Raw genomic sequence first — 17,511 nt, 5'->3', positions numbered from 1 at the left:
CTGGGTGCCAATCGCTTACGAAGAGCCTGAAATGACCGATTACAAAGCCACGCTAAATCTGCCTGATACCCAATTTCCGATGAAGGCCGGCCTGCCGCAGCGCGAGCCGCAGATTCTGCAGCGCTGGAACGAGATTGGCCTGTATCAGAAGCTGCGCGCGCAGGGCGAAGGCCGGCCGAAGTTTGTTCTGCACGATGGCCCGCCCTATGCCAACGGCAGCATTCACATCGGTCATGCGGTCAACAAGATCCTCAAGGACATCATCACCCGTTCCAAGACCCTGGCCGGCTTCGACGCCCCGTACGTGCCGGGTTGGGATTGCCACGGTCTGCCGATTGAGCACAAAGTCGAGACCACCTTCGGCAAGAATCAACCGTCCGATCTGACTCGCGAGCGTTGCCGTACCTATGCCGCCGAGCAGATCGAAGGGCAGAAGGCCGACTTCGTCCGCCTCGGCGTGCTGGGCGATTGGGATAACCCGTACAAGACCATGGATTTTGCCAACGAAGCGGGCGAAATCCGCGCGCTAGCCGAGATGGTCAAGCAAGGCTTTGTGTTCAAGGGCCTGAAGCCGGTCAACTGGTGCTTCGATTGCGGTTCGGCGTTGGCTGAAGCGGAAGTCGAGTATCAGGACAAGAAGTCCGACGCTATCGATGTGGCCTTCGTGGTTGAAGATGCTGACAAGCTGGCCGCCGCTTTCGGCCTGGCCAGCCTGCCGAAGCCTGCTTCTATCGTGATCTGGACCACTACGCCGTGGACCATCCCGGCCAACCAGGCGCTGAACGTTCACCCTGAATTCACCTACGCGCTGGTCGACACCGGCGAGCGCCTGCTGCTGCTGGCTGAAGAGCTGGTGCAAGGCTGCCTAGCCCGTTACGGCCTGCAAGGCGAAGTGATCGCCACCGCGCCAGGTGCGGCGCTGGAGCTGATCCGTTTCCGCCATCCGTTCTATGAGCGCTTTGCACCGGTCTATCTGGCTGAATACGTCGAGCTGGGCGCTGGTACTGGCGTGGTGCACTCGGCTCCAGCCTATGGCGAGGACGACTTCCGTTCCTGCAAAGGCTACGGCATGAGCAACGATGACATCCTCAGCCCCGTGCAGAGCAACGGCGTGTATGTCAGCGAGCTGCCGTTCTTTGGTGGCCAGTTTATCTGGAAGGCCAACCCGGCCATCGTTGCCAAGCTGGACGAAGTCGGCGCGTTGCTCAAGCACGAAGCCATCCAGCACAGCTATATGCACTGCTGGCGTCACAAAACCCCGCTGATTTACCGCGCTACCGCGCAGTGGTTCGTCGGCATGGACAAGCAGCCGAACGAAGGTGGCACCCTGCGCGAGCGTGCGCTGGCCGCCATCGAACAGACCGCATTCGTTCCCGCCTGGGGCCAGGCACGCCTGCACAGCATGATCGCCGGGCGTCCGGACTGGTGCATCTCGCGTCAGCGTAACTGGGGCGTGCCGATCCCGTTCTTCCTGCACAAGGTCACTGGCGAGCTGCACCCCCGTAGCGCCGAGCTGATGGAAGAAGTGGCCAAGCGTGTCGAGAGCGCAGGCATCGAGGCCTGGTTCAAGCTGGATGCTGCCGAGCTGCTGGGTGATGAAGCCGCTGACTACGACAAGATCAGCGACACTCTCGATGTTTGGTTCGATTCCGGCACCACTCACTGGCACGTGCTGCGTGGCTCCCATCCGCTTGGTCACGCCGCTGGTCCGCGCGCCGATCTGTATCTGGAAGGCTCGGACCAGCATCGCGGCTGGTTCCATTCCTCCCTGCTCACCGGTGCGGCCATCGACGGTCACGCGCCTTACAAAGAGCTGCTGACCCACGGTTTTGTGGTCGACGAGAACGGCCGCAAGATGTCCAAGTCCCTGGGCAATGTGGTCGCGCCGCAGGAAGTGAATGACAGCCTGGGTGCCGATATCCTGCGTCTGTGGGTGTCGTCTACCGACTATTCCGGCGAGATGGCCGTGTCCAAGGTCATCCTGCAGCGCAGCGCCGACTCCTATCGACGCATTCGTAACACCGCGCGCTTCTTGCTCTCCAACCTCAGCGGCTTCGACCCGGCGCAGCATCTGCTGCCGGTCGACGAGATGCTGGCGTTGGATCGCTGGGCGGTGGATCGCGCCTTGCTGCTGCAGCGCGAAATCGAAGAGGCCTACGACAGCTACCGCTTCTGGAACGTTTACCAGAAGGTGCACAACTTCTGCGTGCAGGAGCTGGGTGGCTTCTACCTCGACATCATCAAGGACCGTCAGTACACCACCGCCGCCGACAGCGTGGCGCGTCGCTCTTGCCAGACCGCGCTGTTCCATATTGCCGAAGCCCTGGTGCGCTGGATCGCCCCGGTGCTGTCGTTCACCGCCGATGAGCTGTGGGAATACCTGCCGGGCGCGCGTAACGAGTCGGTGATGCTCAATGGCTGGTATCAGGGCCTGAGCGAATTGCCGGAAGGCTTCGAGTTGGATCGTGCGTTCTGGGAGCGCGTGATGGCGGTCAAGGTCGCGGTGAACAAGGAAATGGAAAACCTGCGTGCGGCCAAGGCCATTGGCGGCAACCTGCAGGCGGAAGTCACCCTGTACGCCGAGGACAGCCTGATTGCCGATCTGAACAAACTGGGTAACGAGCTGCGCTTTGTGCTGATCACCTCCACCGCCAGCCTGGCTCCGCTCGCCAGCGCGCCAAACGATGCCGTGGAAACCGAAGTGGCGGGGCTCAAGTTGAAAGTGCTGAAGTCCGGTCACGCCAAGTGCGCGCGCTGCTGGCACCACCGTGAGGATGTTGGCGTGAAGCCGGCACATCCTGAAATCTGCGGGCGCTGCGTGGACAATATCGAAGGCGCCGGCGAGGTTCGTCATTATGCGTAATAACGGCATGCCTAACGCCAGTCGTTTTGGGCGTTTGGCCTGGTTGTGGCTGAGCCTGCTGGTGTTTGTGGTCGATCAGGCAAGCAAGTTCTGGTTCGACAACAACCTGAGTATGTACCAGCAGATCGTAATCATTCCGGATTACTTCAGCTGGACCCTGGCCTACAACACCGGCGCGGCCTTCAGCTTCCTGGCAGATGCGGCGGGCTGGCAGCGCTGGTTCTTCGCTGCGATTGCTGTGGTGGTGAGCGGGGTGTTGGTGGTTTGGCTCAAGCGCCTCAAGCCAGGCGAAACCTGGCTTGCGGTGGCCTTGGCGTTGGTGCTCGGAGGCGCGCTGGGTAACCTGGTCGACCGCGTGGTGTTTGGTCATGTGGTCGACTTCATCCTGCTGCACTGGCATCAGCAGTGGTATTTCCCGGCCTTCAACGTGGCCGATATGGCGATTACCGGCGGTGCCATCCTGCTGGCGCTGGATATGTTCAAAAGTGAGAAGTCCGGAGAAACCGCTCATGACTGACCCTCTCATCCAAGAGCTGCGAATCGGTCCGAACAAGCAAGTGACCTTGCATTTCGCCCTCAAGCTGGACAATGGCGATGTGGTCGACAGCACCTTCGATAAAAAGCCCGCCACCTTCAAGGTCGGCGATGGCAACCTGCTACCTGGCTTTGAGCAGGCCATCTACGGCTTGAAGGCGGGCGACAAACGCAGCCTGTCGATCAGTCCGGAGCAGGGCTTTGGTCAGGGTAATCCGCAGAATATCCAGATCATGCCGCGCAGCCAGTTTCAGGATATGGAGCTGTCTGAAGGCCTGTTGGTGATCTTCAATGATGCGGCCAATGCCGAGCTGCCGGGTGTGGTCAAAGCCTTTGACGACAGCCAGGTAACCATCGACTTCAACCACCCGCTGGCCGGCAAGGCGCTGAGCTTCGATGTGGAGATTATTGAGGTCAAAGCGCTCTAAGGTGTAGCCCGCTCCTGTGGGAGCGGTTTTAGCCTTGAGTGTCCCTACGTGATCCTCGCGATCACGCGGCTTATACAGATTGCTTTCCCAGTGCGTGCGGCCGCGCCGTACACTAGCCCGCAAGGTCTACCGTCGAGATACCCGCCATGCATATCAAACTCGCCAATCCCCGTGGCTTCTGTGCCGGCGTCGACCGCGCCATTGAAATCGTCAACCGCGCCCTGGAAGTCTTCGGCCCACCCATCTATGTCCGCCATGAAGTGGTGCACAACAAGTTTGTGGTCGAAGACCTGCGTTCGCGTGGCGCGATCTTCGTCGAAGAGCTTGATCAGATTCCTGACGATGTCATCGTTATCTTCAGCGCCCATGGCGTCTCCCAGGCTGTGCGTAATGAGGCCGAGCGCCGTGGACTGAAGATCTTCGACGCCACCTGCCCGCTGGTAACCAAGGTGCATATGGAAGTGGTGCGCTACAGCCGCGAGGGGCGCGAATGCATCCTGATCGGCCACGAAGGCCACCCGGAAGTCGAAGGCACCATGGGCCAATACGACGCCAGCAACGGCGGCACCATCTACCTAGTGGAAGACGAAACGGACGTCGCTGAGCTGCAGGTGCGTAACCCAGAAGCACTGGCTTTTGTCACTCAGACCACCCTGTCGATGGACGACACCAGTAAAGTCATCGACGCCCTACGCACCAAATTCCCCGCCATCGGCGGCCCGCGCAAAGACGACATCTGCTATGCCACCCAGAACCGCCAGGACGCGGTCAAACAACTCGCCGTCGAGTGCGATGTGCTACTGGTGGTCGGCAGCCCCAACAGCTCCAACTCCAACCGCCTGCGCGAACTGGCCGAACGCATGGGCACCCCGGCCTACCTGATTGATGGGGCAGAGGACCTCAATCAGGAGTGGTTTGCGGGCGTGGCAGGTATTGGTATTACTGCGGGTGCATCTGCACCGGAAGTGCTGGTGCAGGGAGTTATCCAGCAGCTGAGCGAGTGGGGTGCAACAGGTGCGCAAGAGTTGCTGGGGCGGCCGGAGAATGTGATGTTTTCGATGCCTAAGGAACTTCGGATTAGGGCACTGGACTAGAGCACTTGGCGTTATGAGCTGCTGTTGCTCGCCTCACTCGGCCCACACGATTTATGACCAGATCGTGGCTGCGCGTTAAACCTCTCTCGCAGATGCTGAATGTTCCTGCCTGGAATCCCCCGCTGGGTAGTATTGCCTGTCCGCTTGGCAAGAAATGCACTTTGTTGAGCAAGGTTTGAGTGATCTTAATTTGAGATGTGCGGGGGCTTTGCTCGGCAATAATGTGCTTTGAGCTATCTGAGTTTTTATTCCTGTCTATGAATACTCGCCATCCGTTTGACCAGTCTCCGTCGATGGCTTGGATGCTGGTTGGTACGCCTGTGGTCACTGCATACAAGCGCGTTTGTTGCAGTGCACCGTGCAATAGGTTTGCATCAGCTATCGCGCGCTCTCTGGCAAGCAGCGCCATGCCATTAGGCACAGCAAAAGTCATGGCTAGTACCAGAATTGAGAGGGTTACCAGTGCTTCTAAAAGCGTATGCCCTTGGCCATATTTCATGCTGAACCTTCCTTGGTTGAGTACCGATGGTCGTTAGGATGCGTCCGGTCATCCCAGGCTTGTTGCTTTGCGCATCAAGCAAAATAAAGTGTAGGTCAGTAATTCAGGATGGAATTTCAAATGCGCATGCAAAAGGGCTTTACGTTGATAGAGCTGATGGTGACAGTCGCTGTGTTGGCGATATTGCTGGCTGTGGCTGTGCCGGGGTTTGCTGAATTTATTCGAAGCGTACGTGCCTCCAGTGACGTTAGCTCATTGACTGCTGCATTGTCTTTGGCACGCTCTGAGGCCGTTAAACGTAATCAGCCAGCCTGTATCTATTCAGCTTCCTGGAGGGGCGGATGGGAGGTCCGGTTGGATGTTAATAACGACAACAGTTGCGCTGCTGCGGGTGACTCTGTAGTGCGTACATTTGGTGCGGTGTCGGCTGCTGCCGCGCTTGTGGTGCAGCAAGGTGGGGTAGACAGCAGTCAGGTCGTTTTCAATGGCAGCGGTCGTCGTCAGGGGGGGGAATATACGATTGCATACCGCTCAGTGGCCAATGAGTGTAATCCGCAGCGTGATCGCAATCTTGTCGTTGGTCCTACCGGTAGAACCCAAATTGAGGCCTGCACCCCATGATCATATCTTCGCCCAGGCAGCAGAAAGGCTTGTCGCTGATTGAAGTGCTTATCTCTGTATTTATCTTGGCGGTAGGTCTGCTGGGCTTAGCAGCCATGCAGTTACAGTCGTTGAAGTATACCCAGGGTTCCCAGTGGCGCTCCCAAGCAAATTTTTTGGCCTATGACATTGTTGAGCGTATTCGGGCGAACAGAGCCAGCGTTGCCGATTATGTGATCGCAATGAATGCCGGTAAGCCATCTGGCAGTCTTGACACTATGGCGAAAAATGATCTGTTTCTTTGGTTGGATCAGTTGGAAACAACTATCCCTGGCGGCGATGGTTCGGTCGCTTGGAACAGTGGCAGTCGGACTCTAACTATAGTGATTCGCTCGCAAGATCAAGCGCGCGTCAGGCAATTAGCCGATGCGGCTGCTGCCGATACAACATTTACATACACTACTCAGTTGGACCAACTCCCATGAAGGCTTTTTCGAAGAAGTATCAGGCGGGTATTGGCCTGGTTGAGTTGATGATTGCCATGACCTTGAGTTTGGTTATTGGTGCTGCAGTCATTCAAGTGTTTCTCAGTCAGCGACAAACATACCGCACCCAAGATGATATGGCGCGCGTTCAGGAGAATGCCCGTTTTGCCTTCGAGCAAATAGCGCAAGATATCCGGCAAGTTGGGTATTGGGGGTGCTCTCGCAAGGCAACTATTGTCAATGATACAGGTGACGCAGTCTTTAACGATATTAATGATAAAACGATTGTAGAATCTGCAGGGAATTTGGATCTTGTGTTCTTGAATCCTCAGCCTGTTAGTAGTGTTGGTGGTGCCAGCCTTACTGGAAGCACTCCTCCGGTTCGTGTGGTTGCGGATTGCTCTAATGCCACAATGTTTAAGTCTAATAACGTACCTGCAGGCTACCCCGCAGGCTCCTTAATATATGAGCTGTCTAGCGTTCGATACGCGGTTTCCAATGGTGGCTTAACGCGGGCGGGAGATAACCTTATTCCTTCTGGTGTGCAGGGGCTTGCTCTACGTTATGGCATTGCTTCGGCAACAGGTTGGGCTGATAAGTATGAGGACGCTGCAACGGTAGGATCTAATTGGTCGTCTGTTGTGAGTGTCGAGGTCACCCTCACATTACGTGGTGAGGTTGTTGGTGATCAGGTATTCAAGTCAGTTGTCGCTGTTCGTAACCGCCTGCCTTAAGGAGAGTTAAATGTTTAATGTTAAGCAGGGTGGTTCGGCATTAATTATCTGTATGATTTTTCTATTGCTGCTTACTATTTTAGGCGTTTCCTCAATGCAATCGGCCACGATGCAAGAGAAAATGGTCGGTAATGCGGTGGAGGAAAATCGCGCGTTTCAGGCTGCCGAAGGCGCGCTGCGCGCGGGAGAAGCCAACGTTCAAGCCAACAGCGCCTCTATAAGTAACGAAAACGTTGCAACACTGCCAAGTGTCGGTGTGGCACCTAGCGGTTGGCAAACGATAGAAATTGACGGTCGCAATGCTTATTATCATCAGCAAAAAATTGGTTATGCCAACTCTGTTTTTCGAATCACTGCCATCGGTTATGGCATTGATGGGAATGCGCGTGTCGTACTCCAGTCGACTTATCGTCCTTATTGAAGGAGGAATTTAAATGAAGATTAATTATTATGTTCGCGCGCTTCTCTATTTTGGGTTGAGTGTTTCTACTGCGTTTTCAAGTATGCAGGTGTCTGCTGCGGATATTGCAAGTGAGCCATTGTATACCTCGCGTACCGTTACCCCGCTTAATATGTTGGTGATGGGGCGTGACCATAAGTTGTACTACGAGGCTTATAATGATGCGTCTGATCTCGATGGCGATGGTGTTGTAGATATTCGCTTCAAGCCCTCTATTACCTATTTTGGCTACTTTGCATCAGATATATGTTATGACTATACGGACAATATTTTTGTACCAATATCTCGCACCACAGCGGCGGATAGTTTTCGTTGTTCGGTCTCCGGTGGTGGGGATTGGAGTGGTAACTTCCTGAACTATGTTTCTACGTCGCGTATTGATGCCTTGCGCAAAGTGTTGTACGGAGGCTACCGTTCAGTCGATTTGGCTACTACTGCCGCAGTACAGACAGTGCTGGAGCGTAGTTATACACCGCAAGATGGTCACAGCTGGGGTAAGGAATATAAAAGCATAGCGGTGGATGGCTATGATATTTCACAGTATACGCCGCTTTCTCTACCTTCTGCTGCAGGTCGTCACCTGATTGCTAATGTCAACTTGAATACGGGCACAGCAACTCCGTTGATTCGTGTGCTAACCAACTCTAACCGGCGGATATGGGAATGGGTATCCAAAGAGGCTCCTGTGGCCGGGGACGAGTGTATAAACCCTGCAGGTGCCTGTGCGCAGGCCGCGGGTACAGATACAAGTCACCCAGCTAATGCATCAGAGTTTGCTGCGCTGGTTGAGAAGTTTTCCACGACTGTTCTAGCCGGGCCGGTTGCACGCACGCAGATTAATAAGCGTGTTGATGGTGCAGAAACATTACCGGGGGCAGGTGCGTCCTCTGCAGGGCAGCAAGAAAACTACATTAGCGTTATTACTGGTAAGCTGGTGGTGACGCAGGCTGGTGCTTATCAATTCGCTATAAATGGTGATGATGCCGTAGATTTTACTATTCAGGGTATTGGCACCTTTGGTTGGTATAATGGACATGGTGCTGAGAATTTCACGGATTCAAATGCCAATATCCGCGATAACTGGGACTATAAATCGCCCGTCTTAAATTTGGTCGCGGGTGAGTACGATATTTTGTTCCGCCATGAAGAGGCGGGTGGTGGTGACTCCTATCAGTTAGCCTGGAAGCGTCCATCGTTGGACTGGGAGATTGTTAAAGCCAGTGCAGGAGGTACTGAAGGCTTGAAAGGGCTGCAGTTGACCGTGCTTGGGCGTACTCAGCCTGCTGCCGTTATGACTGACTACAGGGCCAGGGTTCAAGTCTGTAAGCCAGGGCTCTTGGAGGACAACTGTACCCGCTATGTGTATTCGGCAGGTGGTGCCGAGCGTGAATCGTTCAAGCCAGAGGGTATTCTGCAGCAATACGGTGGTGGTGCCACACCTCAAATGCTGTTTGGTTTGTTGACGGGTAGTCATGTTAATAATACCCGCGGCGGCGTTATTCGGCGTGAAATATCCAATATTTCGGATGAGATCAATCAAAGCACTGGCCAGTTTACTGCGGTTAATGGCGTTATCTCTTCAATTAATAAGCTAAAAATCGTTGGCTATAATGGTAGTAGTTATGCTGGGTGCGGTTTGCTGGCGAGAGCAATTAATAATAATGAATGTCATATGTGGGGCAACCCAATTGCCGAAATGATGTATGAGGGGGTTCGCTATTTCTCGGGTAGAACAGCGCCCACGGCCGGCTTTACCTACGCAACGTCAACGTATGACGATGAGCTGGGGCTGCCAAGGCCTAGCGTAGCTTGGGTTGATCCGTATTCTAAATCTGGTGTCCAGTCATGTTCGGTTCCGGTGCAAACCGTTATTTCAGACATTAACCCTTCGTATGATACCGATGACTTGCCTGGTAGCTATTGGAATACATCATTTGCCGAGACAGGTGCCGCTACGGGGCTGAATGCCGGTACGCTTGCGGATACTATTTGGCAGTATGAAATTGGTGGCGATAAAAGTGTGTTTATCGGCGAGACCAATGGTGATGTAACGTCTGGTCCCACTGCCAAGGTTGCCAAAACATTCAAGAATACTCGCGGCCTGGCTCCAGAAGAGCCAACCAAGCGCGGTGGTTACTATGCTGCAAGCGTTGCTTATCATGGTTTGAGCAACGATTTGAATACGCGCTCGGGGCAGCAAAAAATGAGCACATACGCCATTGCTTTGGCGTCGCCTTTACCAGAGTTCAAAATCCCTGTAGGTGGTAATGTTGTAACGCTGGTCCCCTTTGCCAAGTCTGTGAAACATGGCAATGCTGCTGGGTGGAGCACGTACTCACCTACTAATACCATTGTGGACTTTTACGTTGAGTCAATTGCGGATGACGGTAAGTCTGGTGTATTTCGTGTTAACTTTGAGGACGTTGAGCAGGGTAATGACCATGATATGGATGCCATTGCACGCTACAGCTATAGAGTTAACCCAGACCAAACACTGACCATCGAGATGAGCTCTGATTACGCTGCAGGCGGTGTTGTGCAGCACATGGGTTATGTGATTTCTGGAACCACGACCGATGGTGTTTTTCTTGAAGTTCGTGACGTTGACACCAGTGTTGCGGATGACTACGAGCATCCGCTTGATACGCTGGCTGGTCGTGTTCCAGGGCAGCCGCGTGGCACAGGTAAACTCCCTCTTCAAGCTTCGCGGAACTTCACCGCTAGCTCTACTCCGGCGGCTACCTTGCTGAAAGATCCGCTTTGGTATGCTGCGAAGTGGGGTGGGTTTAATGACAAAAATGGCAACGGTCGTCCGGATTTGAAGGAGGAGTGGACAAGTTCCACTTCCACTAACCCTAATCCAGATAACTACTTTCTTGTAACAAACGCACTAAAGTTGCGTGATCAGCTTGATAAGGCATTTAGCGATATTCTGCGTTCTTTGTCTTCGTCCTCTGCTGCTGCTGCAAGTACCGGGCAGTTTGTTCAGGGTAAGAGTCAGGTTATTCAGGCGCGTTTCCGTACGTCTAACTGGTCTGGCGAACTCGTGGGTTTCGAGATTTTAAGCAATAGTGAAATTGGTAATATTCTTTGGAATTCTTCCGAAAATGTTCCCGCTGCTAATGATCGAAATATTAGAACGTTGAATGCGCTCGGTAATGGTGGCGTTGCGTTCGAATGGAGCAATTTGACTCCGGCCCAGCAGACTATGTTGAGTACTGGTGGTGTGAGTGCTTCCGTTGCTCAGGATAGGATGTCCTATCTGCGGGGCAGTAGCGCTCAGGAGCAACGCAACGGGGGAGCGTTCCGTGATCGCGTGAATGGTGTTATTGGTGACATTACGAACTCTGATCCTGTGTATGTGGATAACCTCGAGTCTCGCTTGGTTAACGTCCCTGTTACGGATACCACCAGCTATGCTGCTTTCAGAAGCACCTTGTCCACGCGTCCTGAAATGGTTTACGCCGGTACCAATGCGGGCTATTTGCATGGCGTATGTGCGATGAATTGCGGGCCATCTGTGGCGAGCGGCACTGAATTGTTGGCCTATGTGCCAAGTGGTGCCCTGCCAAATATGTATGAACTGACTTCGCCTAATTACACTCATCGCTATTACGTTGATGGGCCGAGCAGTGTGAGTGACGCAAAAATTTCTGGGAATTGGAAAACCCTGCTTCTCGGAGCGCTGGGGGCGGGCGGGCAAGGAATATTTGCACTTGATGTGACTAATCCAACTGCATTTACCAATTCCAGTGTTTTGTGGGAATTTGATCCCCAGAAAGAGGCTGCTAACCTTTCCGTCGATATCAGTGACACTGACTTAGGTTATACGATTGGCAAGCCACAAATCGCCCGGGTAAAAGCAGGTGACAAGACAGTTGCGATATTTGCCAATGGCTATAACGGTCGAAGCGGTCGTGCTTCTCTGATGATCGTGGATATGGAAACTGGGAATCTGATTAAACGGATACGTGTTAATGGAGCAGGTGCTTCCCTCGCAACACCCACGCTTCTAGATAAAGATAATGATGGCTATGTGGACTTTGTTTACGCAGGGGATGATGCCGGTAAGTTGTGGCGCTTCAATCTTTCTGCAGCAGATAGTGCCGGGTGGGCGCTCGATTTGGGTGGTTTGCCATTGTTGTCAGCCGCTACAGGTCAGCCGATTACATCGGCACCTACCTTATATACGACCACAGATAATAAAGTCATGGTCTATGTTGGAACTGGTCGTTATCTTGGGAATACTGATAAGGCTGATGCTACTGTGCAGGCTATGTATGCAGTACAAGATAAATGGCTCGATGGACAGGCGTTCAGCGCAACCGTGACAAGTTCACGACTCGTCTCGCAAACGGTCGTTTATGAGCGGGATAACGCTACTCTTGCCGACAACACTACTACTGGTTTCGCCATACGTGTAACGTCAGCGAATGAAGTTAATTATGAAAGCTCCGATGGCTGGTACTTAAATTTGGTTCCGCCAGCTCCAGGTACTCCTCAGGGTGAGCGCATTAACTCTTCCGCAGTGGTAAGGCATGGCCGGTTGATCTTTACCACCTTGATTCCACCAGTCGATAGCTGTGAGTTTGGTGGTTCTGGTTGGCTAATGGAGATGGACGCGGTAAGCGGTAAGCGTTTTGAGACCTCAGTGCTTGATTTGAATAATGATGGGAAGATTGATGACCGTGATATGTATCTGCTCGCGCCAGATAAATACAGTATCGGTGGTCGTAAATTTGACGAGCTAATTCGGACACCTGCCTTTGTGGGGTTTGGCGAAAATGAAGGTAAATATATTTCAGGTTCGAGCGGCGGTCTGACCAAGGTGTTGGAGAAAGGTGGTGCCTCTTTGGTGCGCGGGCGTCTTTCTTGGCAGCAGCTTGAATAATACGATTAACTGAGGGCGCCGATGTGATGCATAAAAAGTTGAAGGGTTTTACTTTGCTTGAATTGATGATTGTCGTCGCCGTGATTGGGATATTGGCCGGAATCGCTTTTCCGGCGTATCAGGACAGTGTTGCTAAGTCCAGGCGATCAGAAGCTGCGGCTGTGCTGACCGAAGCAGCGCAGCGGCTGGAAGTGTTTTTTTCGGTAAATGGCCGCTATTGCGCGGAGGCGGCTAACTGCGATGCGATTGCTCCAGTTTTTCAGACGGCGATTCCTGCAAGTGGGGCGGCTTATTACAACGTTGCTCCAGCCAACGGAAGTTTGCAGGCAAGGGCTTATACGTTACAGGCCGTTCCTGCTGGTGCCATGGCTGGGGATGCGTGCGGAACGCTCAGCATTACTCATACCGGGGCTACTGCCGCCTCAGGAGCGCTAGGGAGTGCTGCTTGTTGGCGCCGCTAGCTAGGTGCAGTGCGTTGAGGGCGTGCAGTTGAGTTCTATCTGTGTGGGCGGCGGTGTTGTTGGCTTGCTGTCCTCCATGCTGCTGGCGCAAGCAGGTCGTGATGTCGTTATTGTTGACTCAGGTTCAATAGGGCGCGAGTCCTCTTGGGCCGGCGGGGGAATCGTTTCACCGCTCTATCCCTGGCGTTACAGTCCGGCAGTAACTGCATTGGCGCATTGGTCGCAGGATTTTTATCCTCGTTTGGGTGAGCAGTTGCTGGCGCAGACACAGATTGATCCAGAGGTATATGTCACGGGCCTGTATTGGCTTGATCTTGACGACGAGGCTGAGGCGCTCGCTTGGGCGCAGCGTGAGGGGCGGCCTCTGCAGCGTGTTGATGTTGCGGCGGTAGAGCGAGCTGTGCCGGCGCTGGCTGAAGGCTTCGGGCGGGCGGTGCAGATGGCGGATGTGGCGAATGTGCGTAACCCGCGCCTGGTCAAAGCGTTGCGGGCGGCGTTGCAGCAGATGCCGAATGTCTCCCTGCATGAGCACTGTGCGGCCAGTGGTTTTATTCGCGAGTGTGGGCGTATCACGGGTGTGCACACCGCACAGGGTGATATGTATGCCGATCAGGTGGTGCTGGCTGCCGGTGCCTGGAGTGGCGAGCTGATGAAGACCCTTGGCATCGAGTTGCCGGTTGTGCCGGTCAAGGGGCAGATGATTCTGTACAAGTGCGCCGAAGACTTTCTCCCTGCAATAGTGCTGGCCAAGGGGCGTTATGCGATTCCGCGGCGTGACGGTCATATTCTGATTGGCAGCACGCTAGAGCATGCGGGTTTCGACAAGACGCCGACCGGCGAGGCGCTGGCCAGCTTGAAGGCTTCCGCTATTGAGTTATTGCCAGCGCTGGCCGATGCCGAGGTGGTGGGGCATTGGGCTGGGCTGCGGCCAGGTTCGCCTGAGGGCATTCCGTTTATTGGGCCGGTGCCGGGGCATGATGGTTTGTGGCTGAACTGCGGGCATTACCGCAATGGACTGGTGCTGGCTCCGGCGTCCTGCCAATTGCTGGCGGACCTGATGCTGGGGCGTGAGCCGATTGTGGACCCCGCACCCTATGCGCCTGCTGGGCGGTTGGGTTCGGCTGTTTGAGCCGGTTGGTTTGGGTGGGGCTTCGCGGCTAAAGCCCCTCCTATAACTGTGCTTTGTGATGTATTGCGTTAGTCGATGCCGAGCTTCTTTAGCCGGTAGCGCATCGAGCGAAAGCTTAGGCCCAGGCGTTGTGCGGCGGCGGTGCGGTTCCAGCGGGTTTCTTCCAGAGCCTGCATGATCAACTTGCGCTCGATGGCTTCCAGGTAGTCTTCCAGATTGTCGATCTGCGCGAGGTTGGCTTCGCCGTGTTCACTGATCGGTATGCTGTCGGCCAGGCGCAGGTCGCTGGTGGTGATGCGATCGTCTTCGCACAGGGTATAGGCGCGCTCGAGCATGTTTTCCAGCTCACGAACATTGCCTGGGAAGCGGTAGCTTTTGAGTTTCTCCAGGGCGTCATCATCAAGCTTGGCCGGACTGAGGCCGGTCCCTTCGGCCAGGCGCTTGAGCATGATGTCGGCCAGCAGTGCGATGTCTTCGCGACGTTCACGCAGAGCGGGTACGCGCAGTTCGATCACGTTGAGGCGGTAATACAGATCCTGACGGAAGCGCCCGGCAGCGACTTCTCCGGCCAGATCCTTGTGGGTGGCGCAGAGGATGCGCACATCCACGATCAGCTCCTGCTGGCCGCCGACGGCACGCACGGCTTTTTCCTGAATTGCGCGCAGCAGTTTGACCTGCATCGGTAGTGGCAGGTCGGCGACCTCATCAAGGAACAGCGTGCCGCCGTTGGCAGCCTGGAATAGTCCCTGTTTGTCTTCTATGGCGCCGGTGAAGCTGCCTTTCTTGTGACCGAAGAACTCGCTTTCCATCAGCTCGGTGGGGATGGCCCCGCAGTTGACCGGGATAAAGGGCTGCTCGCCGCGTGAGCCTTGCTCGTGGATCAGGCGAGCAACCAGTTCCTTGCCGCTGCCGGATTCGCCGCTGATATACACCGGTGCCTGGCTGCGGGCCAGTTTGAGAATTTGTTTGCGCATTGCCTTCATCGGCGGCGAATCGCCGAGCAGGCGGCTGTCCACCGGCAGTTCTTCACCATCGGCGCTGCGCAGGCGCAGGGCGGCAGCCACCAGTTCACGTAGGCGACCGAGATCCACCGGCTTGGTCAGAAAGTCGAATGCGCCGGCTTTCAAGGCATTGATCGCGGTATCCAGGCTGCCGTAAGCGGTGATCATCGCCACTGGTACTTGCGGATGACGCATCAGAATATGCTGCACCAACTCCAGGCCGGTGCCGTCAGGCAGGCGCATGTCAGTGAGGCATAGATCGAAGGGTTCCTTCGCCAGCCATTCGCGGGCTTCCTTGACGTTGCGCGCGCTGCGGGTGTCGAGCTTCATGCGCCCCAGAGTGATTTCCAGGAGTTCGCGAATATCGGGTTCGTCATCGACGATCAGGGCTCTCTGGCGGGTCATGGTCAGCTCAGTTTGCGCGGGTGGGCGAAAGTGATGCGTAGGCAGCTGCCGCCACCTTCACGAAGTTTATAGTCGAGACGGGCTTGATTGCTTTCGCATAGCTCGCGGGAAATATACAGGCCCAGGCCGGTGCCTTTGTTTTCCGTGGTGTAGAAGGGTTCGAACAGGTGGTGCAGCTGTTCTTCGGATACGCCTGGGCCATCGTCCAGCACCTCGAGTACCGGCAGCTCGCTCTCCGGGTCGCGGAACAGGTTTAGCCATACCTGGCCATGCTTGTTCTTCTGCGCGCTGTAGCGCAGGCCATTTTCCACCAAGTTGCTCAGCACTTGGGTGAGCTGGTGTGGGTCCATGCGGGTTTGGATGCTGCCGCCGCTGGTTTCCAAATGCAGGGTCTGGCCTGGGGCGGCGCTGCTGCGAAACTCACTGGCGAAGCGGTGTAGCCAGTACTTCAGATCGAGCAGTTGCGGTTCGGCTTGGCGCCGCCGCGATAGTTGCAGAACGTTCTCGATCACTAGGTTCATCCGCCGCGAGTGATCTTGAATGATCTGCGCCAGACGCAGGTCCGGGCCTTCCAGCTCTTCGGATTCCTGCAGCAGTTGTGCAGCATGACTGATTGCCCCTAGAGGGTTGCGGATCTCATGGGCAATGCCGGCCGTCAGGCGACCTAGTGAGGCAAGCTTGAGCTGTTGTGCCTGCTGGGCGATCTGCGAGATGTCATCAAGGAAGATCAGTGTGTGTTTGTGCTCGCCGCGCTGCAGGGCGATAAAGCTCGGCTGCAGCACGCGGCCATCGGGTGCCGCTTGCAGGCTGGCGGGGCGCAGGCTGGGGTTGTGCGACCATTGCTGCATGCGCTTGATCAGTTCGGGGCAGTGGGGGTCGAGAATCTTGCCGGTCAGATCGGCATGCCCAAGCAGGTGGTTGGCGCCCTGGTTGGCCAGTAGCACGCGGTGCAGTTCATCCAGCACCAGAATGCCAGTGCGCATGCGCTGCAGAATCAGCGCGTTGAGCGCTTCCAGATTGGCCACGTCGGCGGCGCGTTGCTCGGCCAGGCTTTCGCTGACTTGCAGGCGGCGTGTCAGCCCCTGCACAAACAGTGCGGCGGCAAAGCACAGCGCGCCAAGTGCGCCGACTTGCACGTACTGGGCGGCAGCGGCCGGTCGGCTGAGGCTGAGGTAGAAGGTCAGGTAGATCATGCCCGTAGCGGCGACTGCGGCAATCAGCAGGCCGATACGCCCGCGCAACAGGATATTGGCGATCGCTACGGCGACAATCAGCAGGTTGCCGAGACCGCTGGGCGTGCCGCCGGCGGCATAGAACAGGCCAGACAGCAGAATTACATCGACCAGGGCCAGGCTGAATACCTGCGCCAGACCCTTGGGGCTGCGCACGGTGGCGATAATTAGGACGTTAAGCGCCAGATACAGCCAGCTGCCATTGCGAAATAGCGTCGGATGCATCATGTCCAACAGTTCGCTGTCCAGATTGCTGGATACCAGCAGCGCCAGGGTGATGCCGATAACCAGGCGGTACAGGTGATAGAGCCGCAGGATTCGCCTGCTTTGTTCTCCGCTCAGGGAGAAATCAGCGCTCACCGGAGTGTGGGCCTTGTTCTAGGTGCGTCTGGCTGCAGAACCACTGTTCGCCCTTTGCCAGCGCATGGTCGCGGGGGACGTGGGTGCCGCAATGCTCGCAGCGCACCATGGGGGTTGGGCTGGCATTGTGGTCTTTGCTGCGAGGGGGGGCTGGTCGAGTAAAACGCCGCCATAGCCAAAATGCCGCCGCAATAATGGCAATCCAGAACAGTAAGCGGAACAGGCCCATGGCGCTCTCTTTATTATCGGTAAGCGGGCAGTTTAGCTAACCCACCTTCGTGCGCCCAGCGCTGAAACAGTGTGCCGAGCGTTGTTTCCGCCGCTTTGAGCAATAA

15 protein-coding genes are annotated in these 17,511 nt (G+C 55.5%); 11 read left to right on the top strand and 4 right to left on the bottom strand.

Annotated elements, in window-relative coordinates:
• Window positions 1-31: 31 nt before the first annotated feature.
• From ileS to ispH, 4 genes are all read left to right on the top strand, one after another.
• On the top strand, window positions 32-2,863 hold the full coding sequence (gene ileS / locus ACQ4LH_RS12005) for an isoleucine--tRNA ligase (RefSeq protein WP_430697371.1): 2,832 nt from the start codon (window positions 32-34) through the stop codon (window positions 2,861-2,863).
• 7 nt (window positions 2,864-2,870) lie between these two features.
• Window positions 2,871-3,380 (top strand): signal peptidase II, encoded by a 510-nt coding sequence (lspA, locus tag ACQ4LH_RS12000; RefSeq protein ID WP_430697436.1) that lies wholly within the window; start codon window positions 2,871-2,873, stop codon window positions 3,378-3,380.
• Window positions 3,373-3,825, top strand: coding sequence for an FKBP-type peptidyl-prolyl cis-trans isomerase (gene fkpB, locus ACQ4LH_RS11995; protein WP_430697370.1), 453 nt, complete (start codon window positions 3,373-3,375; stop codon window positions 3,823-3,825). The genes lspA and fkpB overlap by 8 nt, the downstream gene beginning before the upstream one ends.
• A 146-nt stretch (window positions 3,826-3,971) precedes the next feature.
• Window positions 3,972-4,919 carry a 4-hydroxy-3-methylbut-2-enyl diphosphate reductase gene (ispH, locus tag ACQ4LH_RS11990; RefSeq protein WP_430697369.1) on the top strand — a complete coding sequence of 316 codons (948 nt, stop codon included), beginning with the start codon at window positions 3,972-3,974 and terminating at the stop codon, window positions 4,917-4,919.
• Here the strand turns inward: ispH and ACQ4LH_RS11985 are convergent.
• Entirely contained in the window at window positions 4,903-5,418 is a 516-nt protein-coding gene (locus tag ACQ4LH_RS11985) for a GspH/FimT family pseudopilin (protein WP_430697368.1), read from the bottom strand. The genes ispH and ACQ4LH_RS11985 overlap by 17 nt on opposite strands.
• Before the next feature lie 120 nt (window positions 5,419-5,538).
• On the opposite strand from ACQ4LH_RS11985, the gene ACQ4LH_RS11980 reads away from it, so the two are divergent.
• From ACQ4LH_RS11980 to thiO, 7 genes are read left to right on the top strand one after another with little or no spacing between them, the layout of a single operon-like run.
• Complete coding sequence (locus ACQ4LH_RS11980; protein WP_430697366.1) at window positions 5,539-6,039, top strand: GspH/FimT family pseudopilin; 501 nt, start codon at window positions 5,539-5,541, stop codon at window positions 6,037-6,039.
• Complete coding sequence (pilV, locus tag ACQ4LH_RS11975) at window positions 6,036-6,503, top strand: type IV pilus modification protein PilV (protein ID WP_430697365.1); 468 nt, start codon at window positions 6,036-6,038, stop codon at window positions 6,501-6,503. The genes ACQ4LH_RS11980 and pilV overlap by 4 nt, the downstream gene beginning before the upstream one ends.
• A complete protein-coding gene (locus ACQ4LH_RS11970) occupies window positions 6,500-7,237 on the top strand; it encodes a PilW family protein (RefSeq protein ID WP_430697364.1) in 738 nt (245 codons plus the stop codon). Before pilV ends, ACQ4LH_RS11970 begins: the two co-directional genes overlap by 4 nt.
• A 10-nt stretch (window positions 7,238-7,247) precedes the next feature.
• Entirely contained in the window at window positions 7,248-7,658 is a 411-nt protein-coding gene (locus ACQ4LH_RS11965) for a pilus assembly PilX family protein (RefSeq protein ID WP_430697363.1), read from the top strand.
• A gap of 13 nt (window positions 7,659-7,671) precedes the next feature.
• Window positions 7,672-12,588: a PilC/PilY family type IV pilus protein gene (locus ACQ4LH_RS11960; protein WP_430697362.1), complete on the top strand. Its 4,917-nt coding sequence runs from the start codon at window positions 7,672-7,674 to the stop codon at window positions 12,586-12,588.
• Window positions 12,589-12,614: 26 nt separating this feature from the next.
• Complete coding sequence (locus ACQ4LH_RS11955; RefSeq protein ID WP_430697361.1) at window positions 12,615-13,049, top strand: type IV pilin protein; 435 nt, start codon at window positions 12,615-12,617, stop codon at window positions 13,047-13,049.
• 22 nt (window positions 13,050-13,071) lie between these two features.
• Window positions 13,072-14,178: a glycine oxidase ThiO gene (gene thiO / locus ACQ4LH_RS11950; protein WP_430697360.1), complete on the top strand. Its 1,107-nt coding sequence runs from the start codon at window positions 13,072-13,074 to the stop codon at window positions 14,176-14,178.
• Between the two features lie 68 nt (window positions 14,179-14,246).
• On the opposite strand, the gene ACQ4LH_RS11945 is transcribed toward thiO, so the two are convergent.
• The 3 genes from ACQ4LH_RS11945 to ACQ4LH_RS11935 are packed head-to-tail and all read right to left on the bottom strand — an operon-like array spanning window position 14,247 to window position 17,405.
• On the bottom strand, window positions 14,247-15,584 hold the full coding sequence (locus ACQ4LH_RS11945; RefSeq protein ID WP_430697359.1) for a sigma-54-dependent transcriptional regulator: 1,338 nt from the start codon (window positions 15,582-15,584) through the stop codon (window positions 14,247-14,249).
• A gap of 2 nt (window positions 15,585-15,586) precedes the next feature.
• Complete coding sequence (locus tag ACQ4LH_RS11940) at window positions 15,587-17,176, bottom strand: sensor histidine kinase (RefSeq protein WP_430697358.1); 1,590 nt, start codon at window positions 17,174-17,176, stop codon at window positions 15,587-15,589.
• Window positions 17,166-17,405, bottom strand: coding sequence for a PP0621 family protein (locus tag ACQ4LH_RS11935; RefSeq protein WP_430697357.1), 240 nt, complete (start codon window positions 17,403-17,405; stop codon window positions 17,166-17,168). The genes ACQ4LH_RS11940 and ACQ4LH_RS11935 overlap by 11 nt, the downstream gene beginning before the upstream one ends.
• Window positions 17,406-17,511: the final 106 nt, after the last annotated feature.

It is taken from the genome of Pseudomonas peli, from assembly GCF_050563605.1.
GTDB classification, from domain to species: Bacteria; Pseudomonadota; Gammaproteobacteria; order Pseudomonadales; family Pseudomonadaceae; genus Aquipseudomonas; species Aquipseudomonas peli_A.
The sequence above is the reverse complement of the archived record's forward strand: the minus strand, read 5'-3'. Positions and strand labels throughout refer to the sequence as shown.